At 45.7% G+C, this 17,374-nt stretch carries 17 protein-coding genes; 6 read left to right on the top strand and 11 right to left on the bottom strand.

Features of this window, described 5'->3' with window-relative positions; translation table 11 throughout:
- Positions 1-612: 612 nt before the first annotated feature.
- The 11 genes from Q0389_RS07055 to Q0389_RS07005 form a co-directional block, all read right to left on the bottom strand.
- A complete protein-coding gene (locus tag Q0389_RS07055) occupies positions 613-870 on the bottom strand; it encodes a BrnA antitoxin family protein (protein ID WP_298693110.1) in 258 nt (85 codons plus the stop codon).
- The gene (locus Q0389_RS07050) at positions 854-1,159 is read right to left on the bottom strand and encodes a BrnT family toxin (protein ID WP_298693108.1); all 306 of its coding nucleotides are present in this window, start codon (positions 1,157-1,159) and stop codon (positions 854-856) included. The genes Q0389_RS07055 and Q0389_RS07050 overlap by 17 nt, the downstream gene beginning before the upstream one ends.
- 183 nt (positions 1,160-1,342) lie before the next feature.
- On the bottom strand, positions 1,343-4,456 hold the full coding sequence (locus Q0389_RS07045; protein ID WP_298693114.1) for a CusA/CzcA family heavy metal efflux RND transporter: 3,114 nt from the start codon (positions 4,454-4,456) through the stop codon (positions 1,343-1,345).
- A gap of 9 nt (positions 4,457-4,465) precedes the next feature.
- Positions 4,466-5,464, bottom strand: a complete 999-nt coding sequence (locus tag Q0389_RS07040) for an efflux RND transporter periplasmic adaptor subunit (RefSeq protein WP_298693106.1) — start codon at positions 5,462-5,464, stop codon at positions 4,466-4,468.
- On the bottom strand, positions 5,461-6,660 hold the full coding sequence (locus Q0389_RS07035) for a TolC family protein (protein WP_298693104.1): 1,200 nt from the start codon (positions 6,658-6,660) through the stop codon (positions 5,461-5,463). The genes Q0389_RS07040 and Q0389_RS07035 overlap by 4 nt, the downstream gene beginning before the upstream one ends.
- 13 nt (positions 6,661-6,673) lie before the next feature.
- Positions 6,674-7,054 carry a FixH family protein gene (locus tag Q0389_RS07030; protein WP_298693103.1) on the bottom strand — a complete coding sequence of 127 codons (381 nt, stop codon included), beginning with the start codon at positions 7,052-7,054 and terminating at the stop codon, positions 6,674-6,676.
- Positions 7,055-7,164: 110 nt separating this feature from the next.
- Positions 7,165-7,563: a VanZ family protein gene (locus tag Q0389_RS07025; protein ID WP_298693101.1), complete on the bottom strand. Its 399-nt coding sequence runs from the start codon at positions 7,561-7,563 to the stop codon at positions 7,165-7,167.
- Entirely contained in the window at positions 7,556-7,918 is a 363-nt protein-coding gene (locus Q0389_RS07020) for a hypothetical protein (RefSeq protein ID WP_298693099.1), read from the bottom strand. The genes Q0389_RS07025 and Q0389_RS07020 overlap by 8 nt, the downstream gene beginning before the upstream one ends.
- Positions 7,919-7,932: 14 nt before the next feature.
- The gene (locus Q0389_RS07015) at positions 7,933-9,402 is read right to left on the bottom strand and encodes a DUF4153 domain-containing protein (protein ID WP_298693097.1); all 1,470 of its coding nucleotides are present in this window, start codon (positions 9,400-9,402) and stop codon (positions 7,933-7,935) included.
- Complete coding sequence (locus tag Q0389_RS07010; protein ID WP_298693095.1) at positions 9,395-10,723, bottom strand: AarF/ABC1/UbiB kinase family protein; 1,329 nt, start codon at positions 10,721-10,723, stop codon at positions 9,395-9,397. The genes Q0389_RS07015 and Q0389_RS07010 overlap by 8 nt, the downstream gene beginning before the upstream one ends.
- A complete protein-coding gene (locus tag Q0389_RS07005) occupies positions 10,716-11,453 on the bottom strand; it encodes a TetR family transcriptional regulator (RefSeq protein WP_298693093.1) in 738 nt (245 codons plus the stop codon). The genes Q0389_RS07010 and Q0389_RS07005 overlap by 8 nt, the downstream gene beginning before the upstream one ends.
- A 223-nt stretch (positions 11,454-11,676) precedes the next feature.
- On the opposite strand from Q0389_RS07005, the gene Q0389_RS07000 reads away from it, so the two are divergent.
- The 6 genes from Q0389_RS07000 to Q0389_RS06975 all read left to right on the top strand — a co-directional run bounded on the left by Q0389_RS07000 (position 11,677) and on the right by Q0389_RS06975 (position 17,291).
- Entirely contained in the window at positions 11,677-12,219 is a 543-nt protein-coding gene (locus tag Q0389_RS07000; RefSeq protein WP_298693091.1) for a hypothetical protein, read from the top strand.
- 69 nt (positions 12,220-12,288) lie between these two features.
- Positions 12,289-12,954: a TIGR01621 family pseudouridine synthase gene (locus tag Q0389_RS06995; RefSeq protein ID WP_298693090.1), complete on the top strand. Its 666-nt coding sequence runs from the start codon at positions 12,289-12,291 to the stop codon at positions 12,952-12,954.
- Positions 12,951-13,877, top strand: a complete 927-nt coding sequence (locus Q0389_RS06990; protein ID WP_298693088.1) for a methyltransferase domain-containing protein — start codon at positions 12,951-12,953, stop codon at positions 13,875-13,877. Before Q0389_RS06995 ends, Q0389_RS06990 begins: the two co-directional genes overlap by 4 nt.
- A 50-nt stretch (positions 13,878-13,927) precedes the next feature.
- Positions 13,928-16,054 carry a WD40 repeat domain-containing protein gene (locus Q0389_RS06985; RefSeq protein ID WP_298693086.1) on the top strand — a complete coding sequence of 709 codons (2,127 nt, stop codon included), beginning with the start codon at positions 13,928-13,930 and terminating at the stop codon, positions 16,052-16,054.
- Positions 16,055-16,164: 110 nt separating this feature from the next.
- Positions 16,165-16,545 carry a hypothetical protein gene (locus Q0389_RS06980; RefSeq protein WP_298693084.1) on the top strand — a complete coding sequence of 127 codons (381 nt, stop codon included), beginning with the start codon at positions 16,165-16,167 and terminating at the stop codon, positions 16,543-16,545.
- A 71-nt stretch (positions 16,546-16,616) separates the two neighbouring features.
- The gene (locus Q0389_RS06975; RefSeq protein WP_298693082.1) at positions 16,617-17,291 is read left to right on the top strand and encodes a lytic transglycosylase domain-containing protein; all 675 of its coding nucleotides are present in this window, start codon (positions 16,617-16,619) and stop codon (positions 17,289-17,291) included.
- The last annotated feature ends 83 nt before the right edge of the window (positions 17,292-17,374 follow it).

Below are 17,374 nucleotides of genomic sequence, written 5' to 3'. Positions count from 1 at the left end.
TACGAGCTAAAGGAATGTGACTGGAGTTCAGACGTGTGCTCTTCCGATCTGGCTGAAGATTGCCCCTTTTAAGTGGTTGGAGCGAAGATCGATAGAGGTGTTGGAGGCGTCGGTAAAGTTGGCCGCCTCCAGATGGGTATTGCCGAACAGCGCCCCTTTGAAATCGGTTTTGCTAAAATCGGCTTTGATAAAACTTCCGTTGCGAAAATCGACCTCTTTGGCTCTACACTCCCGCATCACCAATCCCTCTATGTTCAGACCGAAGAAGTTGCTGTCGCTCAGGATGCACTCGCGAAAACGGATCGGATCGGCATTGAGCAAACTCTTCCAATCCGCCATCGTCCAGTCGATCCCGACCATCTTGCACGAGACGAAATCGACATCGCTCATTTTGGTATTGGTCAGCTTCATGACGCTCAGGTTGCAGTTTTCGAAACGGCATTCGGTGAATTTGCAGGAGGAGAAAAAGGTTTCGCTGAAATCGCAGGAGACGAAGGTGCAGTCATCGAATTCGGCTTTGGTGATCTTTTTGCCGTGCAGGTCAATCCCTTCGAACTTCTCGGCAAATACGTCCATGTTGTCGGTGATAGTGGTCATATTACAAAAGCATCTTTACCCATGTGCCTTTAACCCATCCGCAATCAGCATTTTGAGATACGACTGATAGGGAATGTCGTTTTTATTCGCCTGAATTTTGAGCGTTTCGATCATATCGACGGGCATACGGATCGAGATCGTTTTCGCACTCTTTTGCAGTTTTGTAAGACGTACCGGCTTGGCTTTGTCCCAGTCGATATACTCAGTCGAGTCGTGTTCGTCCCAAAACGCCGCAACCTCTTCTTCGGTTTTTAATTTAGGTATTTTTTTCATAATAGCTTCTCTCCTTTTTACTCATAGATCGTGCCGATATCACCCTAATATTTTGCCCTCTCACGGTAAAAGCGACGAACAGCATTTGTCCATTATCGGTCTTTCCCAGCGCATAACATCGGCACTCTTGCTCCGAATGGGCATTGTCCTCGTAGATGAGTAACGGTTCGTTGAAAAATATCTCTTCGATCAGCCAAAAATCAAGCCCGTGTTTGAGTTTGTTTTTCTGGATATTGCCATCATCCCAATCAAACCCGCGCAATCGTTCGACATCGAGACAATCAAACATTACTCACCTTTTTCAAAATGTATGGAATGATTATATACATAATGCCACATCATGTCAAGATAATACACCAATTTCTGAAAAGATTCAAAGCTTCTCCCCCCTCAACCGCAATGCATTCGTAATCACCGACACCGAGCTGAAACTCATCGCAGCCCCGACCGCCTCGGCGAGATAATGAAGCAATTATGATCCCTGATTTCGATACTTTCTCTGCATCGCCGCTTGATAGACAATCGGGATAACAATCAAACTCACGATCGCCGACGTAACGATCCCTCCGATCATCGGGGCGGCGATCCGCTGCATCACTTCGCTACCGACACCGTGGTTGATCATGATCGGGAAAAGCCCCGCGAGGATCGCGAAAACCGTCATCAGTTTCGGGCGGACACGTTTGACGGCTCCCTCGTAAATCGCCTCTTTAATCGTCGGCATATCCATCACTGCACCCTGTTTCAACCTATCGTTTATGCTCTCCTGCAGATAGACGATCATCACGATCGCCGTTTCCGCTGCCACCCCCAAAAGAGCAAGGAATCCGACGATAACGGCAACACTGATGTTAAAATGTAGCCATTGCAGATAGATAATCCCTCCCAGCAACGCAAACGGAAGCGTTCCCAAAACAATAACAGTCGAAAGCCATTCGCGCAGAGCAAAATAGATCAGGATTACGATCAGAACGAGTACAGCAGGAATGATCCATTTGAGCGTCTGTATTGCCGATTCGAGATACTCGCTCTGTCCAGCCCACTCATACAGATACCCTTCGGGCAAAACGACCCGCTGCAACGCTTTTTGCGCCTCTTCTTTGTAGGCCGTTGCGCTTATTCCCTCTTTTGGGGTGATATAGACATACGCGACGGGGCGCGCTTTTTCGCTTTTGATCATCGCGGCACTCTGACGGTAATCAACCTGTGCCAGTGACGCGAGAGGGACATATCCCAGCGGTGTTTTGACCAGCAGTGAACGGATCGCTTCGATATCGTGGCGTTCATCCTCTTCAAGACGGAGACTGACGCTGTAGCGTTCTCTTCCATGATAGAGCGTCGAGAGTCCGACTCCTCCGATAGCTGCGGAAGTGTACTCCAGCAACACCTCTTTGCGGAGGTTATAGCGGGCCAGAGCTTCTTCGTTAATCGTAATATCGATGTAATAGCCGCTGTCGCTGCGGTCGGCAAATACACTCTGAGTGTCAGGTATCTGTTGAAGAACGGTTTCGAGTTCATGCGCTTTTTGCTGTAATACGGCCAAATCATCTCCGTAAAGCTTGATCCCAAGCGGAGTGCGGATACCGCTGAGAAGCATATCGATCCGCCCGCGGATCGGATAAGTCCAGGAGTTGACCAGTCCGGGAACCTGTAAAGCGCTGTCAAGTTCTTGCTGAAGTTTGCTCATGCTCATCCCCTCGCGCCATTGGTCTTTCGGTTTGAGGGTGATAATCGTCTCAATCATCCCTAAAGGTGCGGGATCGGTTGCCGAATCGGCTCGTCCGCCTTTACCGAAGACCCTCTCAACCTCCGGAAAACTTTTGATGATTGCATCCGTATACTGTGTCAACGCCTTGCTCTGATCGATACTCACACCGCTTTGAGTGACGGGCATATACATGAGTGTCTGTTCATCCATCATCGGCATGAACTCCCATCCCATAGCGCGATAGAGATGGATGGTATAACCCAATCCAGCTATCAATAAAACCAGTATGAGATAGCGCAGCTTCATCGATCCCAAAAGGATCGGGCGGTATGCCCAAATGAAAAATCGGCTTACCGGATTGGCCGATTCCGAGAGTATACGCCCCCGTATCACAAAATAGATCAAGACCGGCACGAGGGTGACCGATAGTAACGCTCCGACCCCCATCGCAAAACTTTTGGTAAACGCCAGCGGGGTAAACAAAAGTCCCTCCTGCCCTTGAAGGGCAAAAATCGGCATAAAAGAGACGACGACCAGCGCCAATGCAAAAAAGATGGGACGCCCCACCATCTTCGAAGAGTAGAGTACGGCATCAAAGCGCTGTGCACTGCTCAGTTTTCCGTGCTCGCTTTCACGCTGAAGCAGGACTTTATGGGCATTTTCAATCATGATGATGGATGCGTCCACCATCGTTCCGACCGCGATGGCAATCCCGCCGAGCGACATGATGTTTGACCCGATGCCGAAAAGCTTCATCAGCAAGAACGTAATAGCGATGGTTAGAGGAAGGACGATTAAAACGATTAAGGCACTGCGCAAATGAAGCAAAAACAAAGCGATAACGGCGATGACGATCCAGCTCTCGTGTTCGAGCGTTTTGGTCAATGTCCCAATGGCCGATTCGATCAGTCCGGAGCGGTCATAGACAGTAACGACTTCTACATCTTTTGTGTGGATACTTGCAAGCCGATCACGGATTTTTTGGATGACCCGGTAAACATCTTCCCCATAACGGACGACTACGATCCCCCCGACCACTTCTCCCTGACCGTTCAGATCGGCATATCCGCGACGGTTTTCAGGAACTTTTTCGATCCGGGCAACCTGTGAAAATAGGACCGGAATACCGCCACGGGTCGCTACCACCAGATTTTCGATCGAGCGGATATCGGTAAGATACCCTTTGGCCTGAACCATCCACTCATACCCGTTTTGGACGACGATACGTCCTCCGACGTCGTTGTTGTTGGCTTTGATCGCATTGGCGACTTCACCGACACTGAGGTTGTATCGTACCAGAGCATCGTTGTTCAGCGTCACCTGATAAGTCGGCACAAAACCGCCTACCGATGCCACCTCACTGACGCCGTCGATCCCCAAAAGCGCATACCTGTAGGTATAGTCTTGCAGAGTACGCAGTTCGGCAAGGTTTTTGGTTTTGGAGACCAGAGCATATTCAAATACCCATCCGACACCTGATGCATCCGGTCCCAACGAAACGTCGAGAGTTTTAGGAAGCTGCGATTGTAACGTTGAAAGCTGCTCCAATACCCTTGTCCGTGCCCAATACAAGTCGACATTATCATTGAAGATGATATAGATGAGAGCATTTTCGTATCCCGAAAATCCCCGAACCGTCTTGACATCGGGGAGTGAAAGAAGCTGACGGACGATCGGATAGGTCCCCTGTGCTTCGATGATCTCCGGACTCTGCCCTTTCCATTTGAGCTGTAAAATCACCTGCGGAGGGGAGAGGTCGGGTATCGCATCGAGCGCTGTATGACGGATCGCCCAATACGATCCCAGTGCCAGAAAGAGACAGATGGCAATAACCCAGATCCGAAACCGAAGACTCCACTCTATCAGACGTTCAATCATCATCTACACCTAAAAGTTCCCGTTGATCTGCGCATCGGAATCGATCATGAACAAAGCGTTGGCAACAACTTCGTCCCCCTCATTCAAACCGCCTTTGATCGCATAACGGTCGTTTGTAATCGGCTGCAACGCTACTTCGACCGGTTCGTATTCCCCCTCGAATTCCCCTTTTTTAAAACAATACCATTTCCCGTTTTTACGTATGACGGCATTTCTCGGTATCACCAGAGTCCCTTTGGTCTGCATCATCGGAACAATCGAGGCGTACATCCCCGGAAAGAGTGTCCCTTTAGGATTCGGGAGGCTAAGACGCATCGTTAAAGTTGATTCGGACGGATTTGCATTGGGATAGATTTTTCCCCGTTTGGCATACAAAGGACGCTCGATCCCGCTGATACGTATCTCGTAATCGTTGATCCCTTTGAGACGATCCAACTGTTCAGGAGGAAATTTCATCTCCAGCCATATCGGATCGAGCCGGACGATACGAAACAGCGGCTGCATCGCCGTGAATGCCGATCCTTTATCGATTTTTTTCTCAAAAATATAGCCCGATGCCGGAGAACGGACCGTGGTGGTCGAAGCGACTTTTCCCGTTTTCTCGATCGCCGTGATCTCGGACATCGGAACACCCAGATAAATCAGACGCTCTTTCGTACTCTCTACCATCCCCGGATTAGGACGGATGGCGTTGTATTTGAGCGAACTGAGATACTCTTCTTTCGCCTGAAGCACTTCGGGACTGTAGACTTCGGCAATCACATCCCCTTTGGAAATATGCTGGTAGGTCTCAGTGGCCCGAAGCTTCTCGACATACCCTCCGAAACGCAGCGCGATGATCGATTCTTTTCCCTCATCCGCACGAAGATACCCGAAGTTTTTACCGATAGACGCAACAGCGTCGGCATGTGTTACTTTGATAGTCGTGACATTGAACTGCTGAATGATCGGGGCAGGTTTAGCCGTCGCGGCAACCCCTAATAAAATCGCTAATACAAAATATCTCATGGTTCTTTTCCTATCAGTAAATCCAAATCGGCTAGAGATCGGTAAAACGCACTCACGGCACGTACCTGCTGCAGTTCAAGCTGCTGTTTTTGCTTTAACAGTTCGGTAAAACGGAACAGATCCTCTCCGTTTCGGATCGAGGCTTCGGAGAGCTCAAACATATGATTCAGCTGCGGAAGGCTCTCTTCATGGATCACCCGCCATATCTCCTGCGCATTTCGGACTTCAGCATATTTTTGCCGAAGCGCGGCTTCGAGTTGCAGCCGTGTCACCTCTTTTTCTCGATTGCGTTCGATCGCTTTTTCCTGCACAATCTGCGCTTTTGTCGATTCGGTACCATAGATCGGCAGCGGAATATTGACTCCTAGCGTCCAATAGTCGTTATAGGTCTCTCTCTGCGCGTATCCTACCTGAACCGTCACATCAGGATAAAAATCAAGCTGTGCCTGTTTCAGCAATGCATCTGTTCGACGTATTTGGGCATCTTTGGCTTTATACGAAAAGTTCCCGCTTAATGCTTGTTGATACGTCTCAATCGGTTCACAGGGTTTGACAGTCAGTGAAACATCGACCGATACGACCGGTTCGGCCACCAACTGCGAAAGGGAAGCATAGGCACGCTCCAATTCACTGCGTAGATTGGCCTGAAAAATCTTGATTTGGGAAAGGTCCATCTGTGAAGACATAATCCCCATATGACGCCCCGAAGCGGCCGAGGAGAGAGCGGTATAGAGTTCTGTGTTCTGCTGAACAATAATCTCGTAATCGTGATAGATTTTCAAGCTTTCCTGAATTTCCCATATCCGATACGACTCTTTTTTAATCTCACCGGCCAACAAAACCTGAGCCTGTTTAAGGGTCAATCGTGCCGTCTCTTCCTGCGCTTTCGCATCGTCGTAACGGGCATCGCGTTTTCCGGCAAACGGCAATTTCTGCTGTAAAGTGATCGATCCGAACTGCATCGGTTCAATCGAACGGTTCGTCGGATCGGCCGACTGAATATCATTGAGGAGCAATTGCACATTCGGGTTGTCAAACTGACGTGAAATCTCTTTTTGCAATCGACTTTGTTCTACATTGGCACTGATCCTTTGCAGATCGGGATTGTTTTTAAGCCCTTTCGCAATCAGTGCTTCTATCCCTTCGCCAAAACTGAGTGTACCGATCAGCAAACAGACAAATACGCAGCCTCTCATGACACACCTAAACTTAGAGGCTCAAAGATGTTTTGAGACGATATTTTTTACCCTCTTTGGTCGTTACAAAAACATGAATCTGCCATGTTCCTCCCATGTCCAGATTGAGCGATGTTTTATAAACACCGTGTCCCTGTGCCACCGCCTTGCTTTTGGACTCCATCGCCGGCATCCCCGGCATGGCCGGCATAAACGCCTTTACTTCAACCACTGCGTTCTCTATAGGCATGTTTTGCTGTTTCACAGTTAGAACCAGCGCATTGTCTCCGACAATCAGCGCTTTATCCGAACTCAGCACGGCTTTGACGTTTTGGACCGAAGCACTTTGCTCCCAAGCGGCACCGAATGCCAACGACGCAAACAGCATACCGGTAAGAATAAATTTGAATTTCATAATAGGCTCCTTGAATAACATTTTATTATTGTAGCGCTATTCACGGTTAATAAGTATGAACGCTATATTAATATCCTGAATCAGTATCCTAGTTTTACAGTTCCTTAGTCTTAGGCTCTGCAATCAAATATACGAAATAGAATGGTAAACAATATTACCCCAACAACATCAGCGGCAATATCCGCCCAATCAAATGTGCGGCTAGGGAAATAAAGCTGACTCACTTCTTCAACAAACGCAAATGTAAACACTATCAATGAGCCGATCTCTGCCCTAAGCCACCGCTTTCCATTCAGCCCGTAATTTAATAAAAACACCATGATCCCATATAAAACCATGTGACCTATCTTATCGCCATAGGGGATCATCCCCACAACATGAAACGCGAAGTTGTAGTTTGCCGTATCGGCCTTATAAATCACCGCTAATAAAAAGGCAAAAAAGGATGCCGGAAACAATACCCGCTTAAGAGCGTTCGGTTTTACAGCGCTCTCCATCGTTCTACGCACTCAATCGCTGATGATTTTTTTTCCATGCTTTGTACGATTTTTCATCCGAAAACAAAAACGCGACATTCTCCGATCCCAAAGCCTCTATTCTCGTTGCCGCTAGCGCATAACGCTCCGAATCAGGGATATTTTCGCTGTCAAAATCCCAGCAGATGCGTTCACCGCTCTCACTGCGATAATCATAAACTCCCTTAGCGTCTCGATGCAATACGTCGATACTGTGCACCGTTACCCCCATCTCGTTCAACAGTTCAACCAGCGCCAGTGCGTCGGAACGCTCTAGAGCATAAAATTGCCCGCCGTTATGGCAACTCATATCGATCCCGCACGTTTTGTAAAAATCAAAAATGTCCATGACCATCCTCCTGATTATTGATTGAATGCATACGTACTGATACGTTCATTCGCATTTACATAATTCAATTGAGTATCTCCGTGATTACGAATAAGCTCACATCTTCCATAATGATATTGCATCGCAAAGCGGCAGCTATCTTTAGGAAAATTGACCGTAACCATCACCGGAGTCTGTTTCAAAGCCGGCAATGCATCTATCGATAGGTTGGAAAGCATTGCCATATCAAGTTGTTCGGGTTTACCTTTGAATTGTTCGATGTTATGCGACGCGATCATATAATCGACATTGAGTGACGAAACGACCGTAAAAGCGATCAATCCCATTGCAGTGACGGTATTCAGGATCAAATGAAACGATTGGCGTAACAGTGTGAATACGATTCCTACAACCAAAACGGCGATTAAAAAATACTCGAACCACTCCACGTAATAACGCAATGTCGTCATTCCCATGAGTGTTTGATACAATTGCATCTTTGTGAGCGATGCGACTCCCATAATGATTGTCTGCATCATAAAAAGACTCATCAAAATCTTGATACTCAGTTCCCCTTGATATCGGCGCATAATTGCTAAAAAGATCACAACGACCAGACCGATAACCCATGCGAGCTGGAAAAACCCTTCACGGGCAAATTGAGCGGGTGAAATTCCTGATTGGGCTATGTAGTCTTTCCCTCCGAACAAATAGGCGATCTGAAACACCAAAAACGTCACGAACAATAGATTCAGTGCTCCCAAGAAAATACCGACGATGACCATATCAAATGACTTTTGGCTCTCTTGGACGGGACGCTCGGCACGATTGAGATAACTATACAAAAATAGACTCAAATAGATCAAAAAGTAAACCGGAATCATCACCAATTTATCCAGCTGCGGCATGGCAAAAAAGCTTATGACGTTATTAACGGCGATATTAAAGTTAGTATCCGCATTCATAAATAGAGTCAAAAATATTCCGATAAACGGTACGGTAATCAATATCCCGATCAGAACTCTTTTATAGATCGAATAGTTTGGATTGAGTGAAAAGATATGGACGGTAAAGACTCTGAGATATCTCAATAATGAAAATGCGATCAAAAGTCTCGGGATCAGTGTCTGATACAGATAATCGACTTTATGCATACTCGTCAGATACAAAATAACGATGGTTCCCACGACGATCAAAGGCAAAAACTCTTGCGTCAATGTGTTGTTGTAGATAAAAATATCAGCGATCCACACTAAAACAATAGGGAGGAACCAATAGGTATAACGGTTGAGCACTTGACGGCTTAGTCCCAGATACGCTATCGGTATCAGCGCAATCATGTAAAACAAAATATTTCCCAAACCTATCGCCTGAGCTGGAACGAACTGCGTTTTGAACAGTGCCAACAGCAGACTAATCCCCACCAACAACAAACTAAATCGGACATTTTTAAAATGATTATCCTCAAAATCGACCTTACGGATCTCTTCTGTCAAATTAGCCATGATTTTCTCCTTGGTATTGATTCATAATTTCTCGCGCCGATCGTGTGTCGATCCGCGCACCTAGCTGTTCGAACATCGTGTAATATCCCAAAAGGGTACGGTTTAGAAAAAGATACTCTTGGTTAAATTTATGAACCGAGTGGGTCTGCTTTTTCTGCACTTCCAAAATCGTGTCAAACCCTCTTTTAGAAAAAGAATGATCATTTCCGAAATCGTAATAATCTTTTGTAAGAACATCGATATAGAGCCGATCCAGAGGTTTAATCACCTCGTTATAAAAAGCAACCATCGACGCATCATCGCTCGAATCGATCATGTTGAGCGCGGCATACTGTTTTGCGATACTAAGATCATCACATTCCTCTATGAGAGAGAGGTGTAAACGGTTATAAGGGATAAGGAAATCGTCATCGACGTATTTGATACAACCAAAATCGATGAGCCCCAATCGGTCATTATCCATAAAGATAAAATTACCTGGATTCGGATCGGCATGGATCGCTTTGAGCTGATACAATGAGGTAAAAAAGGTATCAAAAAGGAGCTGTGCAAAGTGATTTCGCACCTCTTGCGACGGAGATGATGTTAAAAATTCGCCAAACGATTTCCCCTCTATATACGAACACACCAAAACTTTTGAGGTGGAAAGTTCGGGATAGACTTTAGGAATAACCACATGCGGATGATTGAGACGCTCACCAAAAAAGAGGACATTTTTCGCTTCATAGGTGTAATCAACCTCTTCGTAGAGTCTTTGGTTGATCTCTTCGACGATATGATCGACGTTTTGCCCTTTTGCGAAACGTTGAAGTGCGAATTTTATCATCCCCATATCGGTATTAATCGTGTTGGCGATGCCGGGATACTGCACTTTGATTGCGACACTCTCGTCGTTATGGAATGCTTTGTGGACTTGTCCGAGACTCGCACTCCCAAACGGTGTGGATTCAAACGATTCAAACAGCTCTTCGGGATAGCCGTTTAATTCCTGCTTGATGATTTTACGGATCAATGCGCGATTGATCGGAGGGATTGCATTAAACGATTTGGTGATCTGTTCGAGATAGGTTTGCGGTAAAAAAGGCAATGCCAATGCCACTTGCTGGGCGATTTTAACCGATACGCCTTTGAGCTCGCCGAGGGCTTCGATGATCAGCTTTGCCGTTGCTTCTTGCGTCTCATCGTGGATGGATTGTCGGTTGCTATCGGATGAGATCAGTTTTTTAATCACCCCTTTGGAGTGGTTGGCTCCGATTTTAACCAACGTTTTGCCGATCACATTGGCACGTGCAATCGTGGTTGTCGGTATGCACTTATCCATGAAGCACCTCGCCGAGTTTGCGTTTCATTTTTGTGAAACGACTCTGTTTGGTAGAAAAACGTGTCAACGAAGAGAGGAGATGATTTTTGAACAAAAACATTCCCAACTCAGACGCTTTATTCAGAAGATTCGATTGGAGCAACGCTTCGATAACCCCCATCGAATGGTCGATAAACTGCGTCGTATTTTCGAACGATTCGCTCTCATCTTTGACCCAATACGCGACCACCACCACGAAGTAATCCCAAAACAGCTTCGGCAGATACTCTTCAAACGGAGGTTTCTCGATCTCACCCGCTTCGATGGCGATGGCGATCATTTCACCTACCATATCGGTAAAAAGACGATTGGTCGCATAGAGTGATTCGAGTTTTAACGATGAGGAGTGAAAAACCATATCGGCGATTTGGATCACAAACTCCCGATCTTCGAGATAGAGTTCGAGTTCGGTCTCGATCAATGTTTGGAGTTGCTCTCGCAAGGTATAGGTATGAAAATCCTCAATCGCATTTAAAATCTCCTGCGTTTGCTGATGTTTCAACTCGATGTAGGTATACAACATCTGCTCTTTGGTCGGGAAATAGTTATAGATCGTCGGATTACTGACTCCGGCGTTTTTAGCCATCTCTCTCATAGAAGCGTTTTTGAACCCTTTTTCAATGATGAGTTCAACACCCGCTTCGAGTATTTTGATCTTCGTCAGTTCTTTTGCATCCTGGGAAATTTTCATATTATCTCCTTTTGTTTAACGTAGTATATATTAAATACGCTTTCATTGTCAAGTATTTTATAGTAAGTTAAATATAAATAGATAAATTGACAAATATTCAAATGCTTCTATTTTTTCGTCATTCCCGACTTGATCGGGAATCCAGCTATCATCAACATGAAATATTGTTTATTTTCCAATGCTGTTTGTTATACTATTACGAAAATATAATTGGAGCATTTTTATGCAAAAATTCGTCTTTATAATGTTTTTATTCCTGTCAATTTCAATAAATAGCTTTGCGGAATCAGATGAAGATATTCGTCAATATGAAGAAATGATAAATGCAAAACAGAAAGAAGCTGTAAGGAATATACCGAAATTGATAACTCAATATGCAACTACTCTCGGATGCAATGATTATTTTGACCCTAAAAATGTCGTCAAATTCAAAATGAACGATGAAATAGTATATATAGGTCTGTTTAGCATAGATACAGGTTGTTCAGGTGGTACAGCAATGTCCAGACCTGTAATTATTACCCTTCGAAAAAGCATTTCATACCCTGAAATATATGTTGATGCACGATCTTCTGCACCATATCAGACATCCAATGAACTACCTCAAAATATGTCAAGAATCTACGTACATAATAATAAACTTTGGTATGAAGCAAAAGAATTTGACTTTAAAAAAGATGCTCTATGTTGCCCTTCTATTCCTGTCAGAGGTGAATTACGTTTTGAAAATGGAATGTGGAAAGGGTATCCAATTTCCAAAAAATAGCTGGATCCCCGATCAAATATGGAATGACGTAACCCATCTTTAACTATCTCATTTCGCTATAATCACGCCATGATAATAGTCCATGACCATCTCTCTTTCATCATCGCACACAAAAGTGCCGGTGTCAACTTTCACTCCGAAGAAGAAGCGGGATTCGTTGTCCAAGTGAGCCAACAGCTCGGCATTCCCCTTTTCCCCGTCCACCGTCTCGACAAGATGACCTCCGGTCTCGTGATTCTCGCCAAAACCTCCGAGACGGCGGCACAGTTCGGGAAAATGTTCGAAGCACGCGAAGTCGAAAAATACTACCTCGCCATCAGCATGCGCAAACCGAAGAAAAAAATGGGATGGATCAAGGGGGACATGGCAAGTGCACGACGGGGAGACTATAAACTCCTCGTAACGATGGAAAACCCAGCCATTACGCAGTTCATCAGCTGTGCTTTGCGCACCCACGAGCGGTTTTTTCTCATCAAACCCCATACAGGGAAAACCCATCAGATTCGCGTCGCCCTCAAAAGCCTCGGTTCCCCTATCGCCGGAGATGAGCGCTACGCGCAAGCCGACGAAGCGCGCAAAGAGGAACGGGGATATCTGCATGCCTATGCTCTGCGGTTTCGTCTGAATGATGAAACGTTTGAATTTGTCGTACCGCCCGAAGAGGGAGAACGGTTTGTGAGTGCAGAATGCAAAAATCAGCTCCAAATATGGGATAAACCGTGGGAGCTGTTTTGAAAACCTTTACGAACGAACCCATGACCGATATCCTCTCATGGGCACAAAAGATTCTCAAAGAATCCGATACAATCTCTTTTGAAGTGCTCAATCCCGATATCGGCCGCGGACACTACGCCGGCGAAACGATAACACTCGATAGAATATCCTATCTCTATCACAGCTACAAAGCATGGAGCGATCTGGGAGAACTGCTCTTTTGCCGGATGCTGACCCCGAAAACCGTATCCGAACATACCGTGCAAATCACTTACGAAAAGCTCGACCTCAGCGACTCTTTTCATTCTTCCGAAGCCAAAGAGGAAAAATACGGAACGGCGTCCCGTTTTGCGGCGATCCGAAAAAACGAAGAACCGGCATTTCTCAGTGCCTACCTGCGTGCACTTCGAAGTGTCAAAGTCGGGGAGAAAAAACGGATTCTGAATCTGGGGATCAATACGGGAGACGAATTTGACCTCATCCGCACCATAGTGCCTCATGAAAAGTATAGCAAGATCGAACTCGTCGGAATCGATTACTCCGAAAGTGTAATCACCGTTGCACGAGAACGGTTTCATGAGGGTAATGCGATATTTCACGTCCACGACATCAACGATCTCGCTTCTCTGAATTTAGGGCGTTTTGATCTCATCATCACAATCGGGACATTGCAAAGCAGCACATTGGAGTTCAAATCGCTTTTTGCATCATTAGTACAAGAGTATTTGAGTAAAGAAGGGGCAATAATCCTGGGGTTTCCGAACTGCCGCTGGATGGGAGGAGAGATGATCTATGGGGCAAAAGCACCGAACTACCCCTATTCGGAGCTGTCGATAGTGATCAAAGATATATACTATTGTAAAAAATATTTGCAGCAAAAAAAATTCAGAGTAACCCTTACAGGGAAAGATTATCTGTTTTTGACCGCTACCAAAATATTTTGAGATCATTTGTGTTATACTCGGCGTAGATACCGAAGCAAAGAAATACCATTATGCCGATTAAACTGTGCATGTCAAAATTTGACGCCCCGATCTCTTTTGTCATCGCACTGCAATCCGGTACGGTCGGCGTCGTCACTGCCGATCATGAAATCTATCTGTATGACACTCTCACCGATTCAAAAGAGAAATTGCTCCATTTCAATGTTCCGCGAACCGCTGAATTCATTTATGCTTTTGATCCTCATAATATGCGGGTCATCTTGGGTTCGAAAGAGAACCAAACCCTTCACATGATCGATCTGCTCGTCAAAAAACAGATTCATCGATTCGAACTGCACAAACAATCACCGACCGCCATTGCTTTTTCCCCCGACGGGGAACATTTCGTGTGCGGCACCGATCACGGACGCGTATTGCTATGGCGGAGTGATACGACGACAATGATTTCGCGGCTCCATTCGTTTCCGGAATACACCTCTCTTTATACTAAACCCAAAATCAATTATGTCTCCGCCATCGCCTTCCATGAGAATATGGTTGCCACCTCAGGATACGGAGGAAGCGTCGTTCTAACCAATTACCGTACCCAGACCCATACCCAACGCTTCAGTCTCGGTACGATGAAAAATCAGGCTCTCCTTTTTTATAAAGACACCGTTATTGTCGGCAACCAAAACGGCGTTTTGCTCAAAATCAACCGTAATAAAAAAATCTCAAAACAACGGCTGCCGACGGCACTCGGCGAGATCAAAGACCTGGTGCAGATAGGCTCCTCCTATGTCCTCGTCGTGTCGAAACAAAACTACATCTCTTTACTCAACGCCGAAACGATGAAAATTATCAAAGAGCGCTACATCGAACTCAGCCATCCGATTACATGGATCAGCCGCGACAATACGCAGCATCTCTTTCTCGGCACCCTCTCCGGCGAATTGTATCAGTTCGACCTTCACCCTTTTCATCAGCTCGAAAAACTGATCGCTTCCAAAGCCTATACAGACGCCTATCGCTATTGTGACGAAGAACCCCTGCTACAAGAGAGCGAATCCTATCTCCTGCTGGAATCGATTTTTGAAGAGGCCGTCCAAAAAACCAAAGATGCCCTGGAAAAAGGGGAAATCGAACAGGCTAAAAAACTTTTAGACCCGTTTAAACCGGTCAAGTTTAAAGAGACCGCCCCGTTTTTCAGTACTTTTACCTCTTATAATCGCCTGAAATATCTCTATGAGCATAAAAAATTCGCCCCTTTTTACGGCCTGATCGAACAATACCCTCTGCTCGAATCGACCCATTTATATAAAGAGGTAGAGAGCATCTGGACCAAACGTTTTATAAAAGCCCAGAAGCTGATGTTCACCGAAAGGAAAAGAGAGGCCCAAAGCGAACTCGAACCGTTCACCTCCGTCCAAAGCAAACGCCCGCTCGTACAGTTGCTTCTACATCACAGCGACATTCTCAAAACCTATTCGAAAGCCATCCACGAAAACAACTTTCCGCTGCTCAACCAATTAACGCAGCGCCATCCGATCCTCAAAAAACTCCCCTCATACGTTCAACTGATCGAAAGAGTTGCCCAGTTAGCCGATACTATCACCGAAACGATCAAAAACAAAGAATTTGAACGAGCCGACGCGTTACTCAACAAAATCGGTAAAATCACCCAATTCGAGCACGAATATCTACGGCTGAAAGCATTTCGCAGCTTTGCATCGAATCTGCACCATGCCATCGAAAACAGTCATTGGCGCTCCGCATACCACCTGTTGGATACCTATCCCGAGCTGATGGCTCTCCCCTGGGCTCAAGAGATTGAAAACCGATGGTATGAGAAACTGCGACAATGTGAAGTACATGCGATTCGCGGAGATATGGCGGCAATCAAACAAACACTCGGAAATCTCATCAATCTTCAAAACCGTCACCACCATATCGGAGATATTCTCCGTATGACCTATCAGATACAACTCAAAAAAATCCAAGCCAAAAATCCGGAAAAATTTACCTCCGGAATTCTCAATTACTGCGAATTTTTCGGTATGGATACCGAAATTCGTCATCTTCTCGAAAAAACCAAAAATTATGACGGAGAAAACAACAACTCCCAATTGCCCCTTTATCCCAAAAAAAGGGATGAATGGCTCTCCTATATCCATACCCTTCCCGATACGATCGTCTAAAGTACCTGCTCATTCTTGCATGAACCATTGAATCACTTCTCTAAAGCTTTAAGCAATATTATTTTGAATATAATTATTATTACATGAAAGTATCACAACAAGGAGACAGAATGAAACTTTCCTCTCTTTTAGCCGCCGGGATTCTGGCAGCAACACCTTTATGCGCTACGAATAGCTTCAACAGCGAATTGAGTCATTTCGGCGGCGGTGTCGTTTTGGCAGGGGCGATCACCGCTATCGCGGATCACTATAATCCCGAAGACCGGGCACGAATCGGATTTTATACCAGTACTATCGCTTTTGCGATTAAAGAGGCGATTACGACAGCCAAAGACGGCCATGCGGCAGGCAATCTGCTTGACGTTGCCGCACATGCAGCCGGTTCCGCTCTCGGTGCGACGATCACCGACCAATATCTATTGACCCCCGTAATCCGTAACGATAAAACCGAAGGGAGCTTTTTCGGAATATTTGTAGAACGCACTTTTTAATCCTGAAGAAAGTTGCAATCACTATTCTGTTATAATTTTATCCTATATCTATCAGTACCGGAGGAAGAGTCATGAAACTCTTTGTTGGCCTCTTTCTTCTCTGCTCGCTCAACCTATTTGCCGCCAGCGAAGTCGAAATGATCGACCTCTCGCTCCGCTCACTTCAAAGCGATGAGTCGATTCTGGACACTGCCGTGCTTGATACGACACTCGACCAATATCGCGGAACCATTCCTCCTCTGTATTCACGGTACAAAGCGACAAAATCCGAACTCGCCCGTATCGAAGCCAAATTCACTGAAGCGAACATCCCTCTGTACTTTGCCCTTATCCCCTATTGCGAATCCAAGTTCAACCCTTCGGCAAAAGGATACGGAACCGCAGGATTGTGGCAATTTAGCAAACAAAGCGCCCGTAATTTTGATTTATCGGTCAAAAAAGGGAACGACGGACGACTCGATGTCGATCGCTCCACCGATGCGGTCATCCGCTATTTTCTTTATTTAAAAAAAGAGTTCGGGAGCTGGTATCTGGCCGATTTTGCCTATGCCATGGGAGAGGGAAAGCTACAGCAGCTGATCCATAAAAACGGGAGCAAAAAGATTTCCGTTTTGCTCAAAGATCCCCATTTCCCTTCAGGGACAAAAGCCCATTTTGCCAAAACGCTTTTACTGGATGCCAAGATACATTACGGAAAAATCGAAGAAGAGAGTAATGAAAAACAAGAAGAAGAGGAATCAAAATAGTTAAAAGGGCGTATTGCCCTTTTGCCGTCGGTATGGCGGTTCAGCCGATATTCGTATAAACAGCCTGCCCGTCATCGTCCTCT

Source organism: uncultured Sulfuricurvum sp. (genome assembly GCF_937936435.1).
GTDB lineage: Bacteria > Campylobacterota > Campylobacteria > Campylobacterales > Sulfurimonadaceae > Sulfuricurvum.
This window is presented reverse-complemented; position numbering and strand designations above follow the sequence as displayed.

Coding starts and splice junctions, on each gene's coding strand:
- Q0389_RS07055 (WP_298693110.1), bottom strand. CDS start 870: ATGAAAAAAATACCTAAATTAAAAACCGAAGAAGAGGTTGCGGCGTTT.
- Q0389_RS07050 (WP_298693108.1), bottom strand. CDS start 1,159: ATGTTTGATTGTCTCGATGTCGAACGATTGCGCGGGTTTGATTGGGAT.
- Q0389_RS07045 (WP_298693114.1), bottom strand. CDS start 4,456: ATGATTGAACGTCTGATAGAGTGGAGTCTTCGGTTTCGGATCTGGGTT.
- Q0389_RS07040 (WP_298693106.1), bottom strand. CDS start 5,464: ATGAGATATTTTGTATTAGCGATTTTATTAGGGGTTGCCGCGACGGCT.
- Q0389_RS07035 (WP_298693104.1), bottom strand. CDS start 6,660: ATGAGAGGCTGCGTATTTGTCTGTTTGCTGATCGGTACACTCAGTTTT.
- Q0389_RS07030 (WP_298693103.1), bottom strand. CDS start 7,054: ATGAAATTCAAATTTATTCTTACCGGTATGCTGTTTGCGTCGTTGGCA.
- Q0389_RS07020 (WP_298693099.1), bottom strand. CDS start 7,918: ATGGACATTTTTGATTTTTACAAAACGTGCGGGATCGATATGAGTTGC.
- Q0389_RS07015 (WP_298693097.1), bottom strand. CDS start 9,402: ATGGCTAATTTGACAGAAGAGATCCGTAAGGTCGATTTTGAGGATAAT.
- Q0389_RS07010 (WP_298693095.1), bottom strand. CDS start 10,723: ATGGATAAGTGCATACCGACAACCACGATTGCACGTGCCAATGTGATC.
- Q0389_RS07005 (WP_298693093.1), bottom strand. CDS start 11,453: ATGAAAATTTCCCAGGATGCAAAAGAACTGACGAAGATCAAAATACTC.
- Q0389_RS07000 (WP_298693091.1), top strand. CDS start 11,677: ATGCAAAAATTCGTCTTTATAATGTTTTTATTCCTGTCAATTTCAATA.
- Q0389_RS06995 (WP_298693090.1), top strand. CDS start 12,289: ATGATAATAGTCCATGACCATCTCTCTTTCATCATCGCACACAAAAGT.
- Q0389_RS06985 (WP_298693086.1), top strand. CDS start 13,928: ATGCCGATTAAACTGTGCATGTCAAAATTTGACGCCCCGATCTCTTTT.
- Q0389_RS06980 (WP_298693084.1), top strand. CDS start 16,165: ATGAAACTTTCCTCTCTTTTAGCCGCCGGGATTCTGGCAGCAACACCT.
- Q0389_RS06975 (WP_298693082.1), top strand. CDS start 16,617: ATGAAACTCTTTGTTGGCCTCTTTCTTCTCTGCTCGCTCAACCTATTT.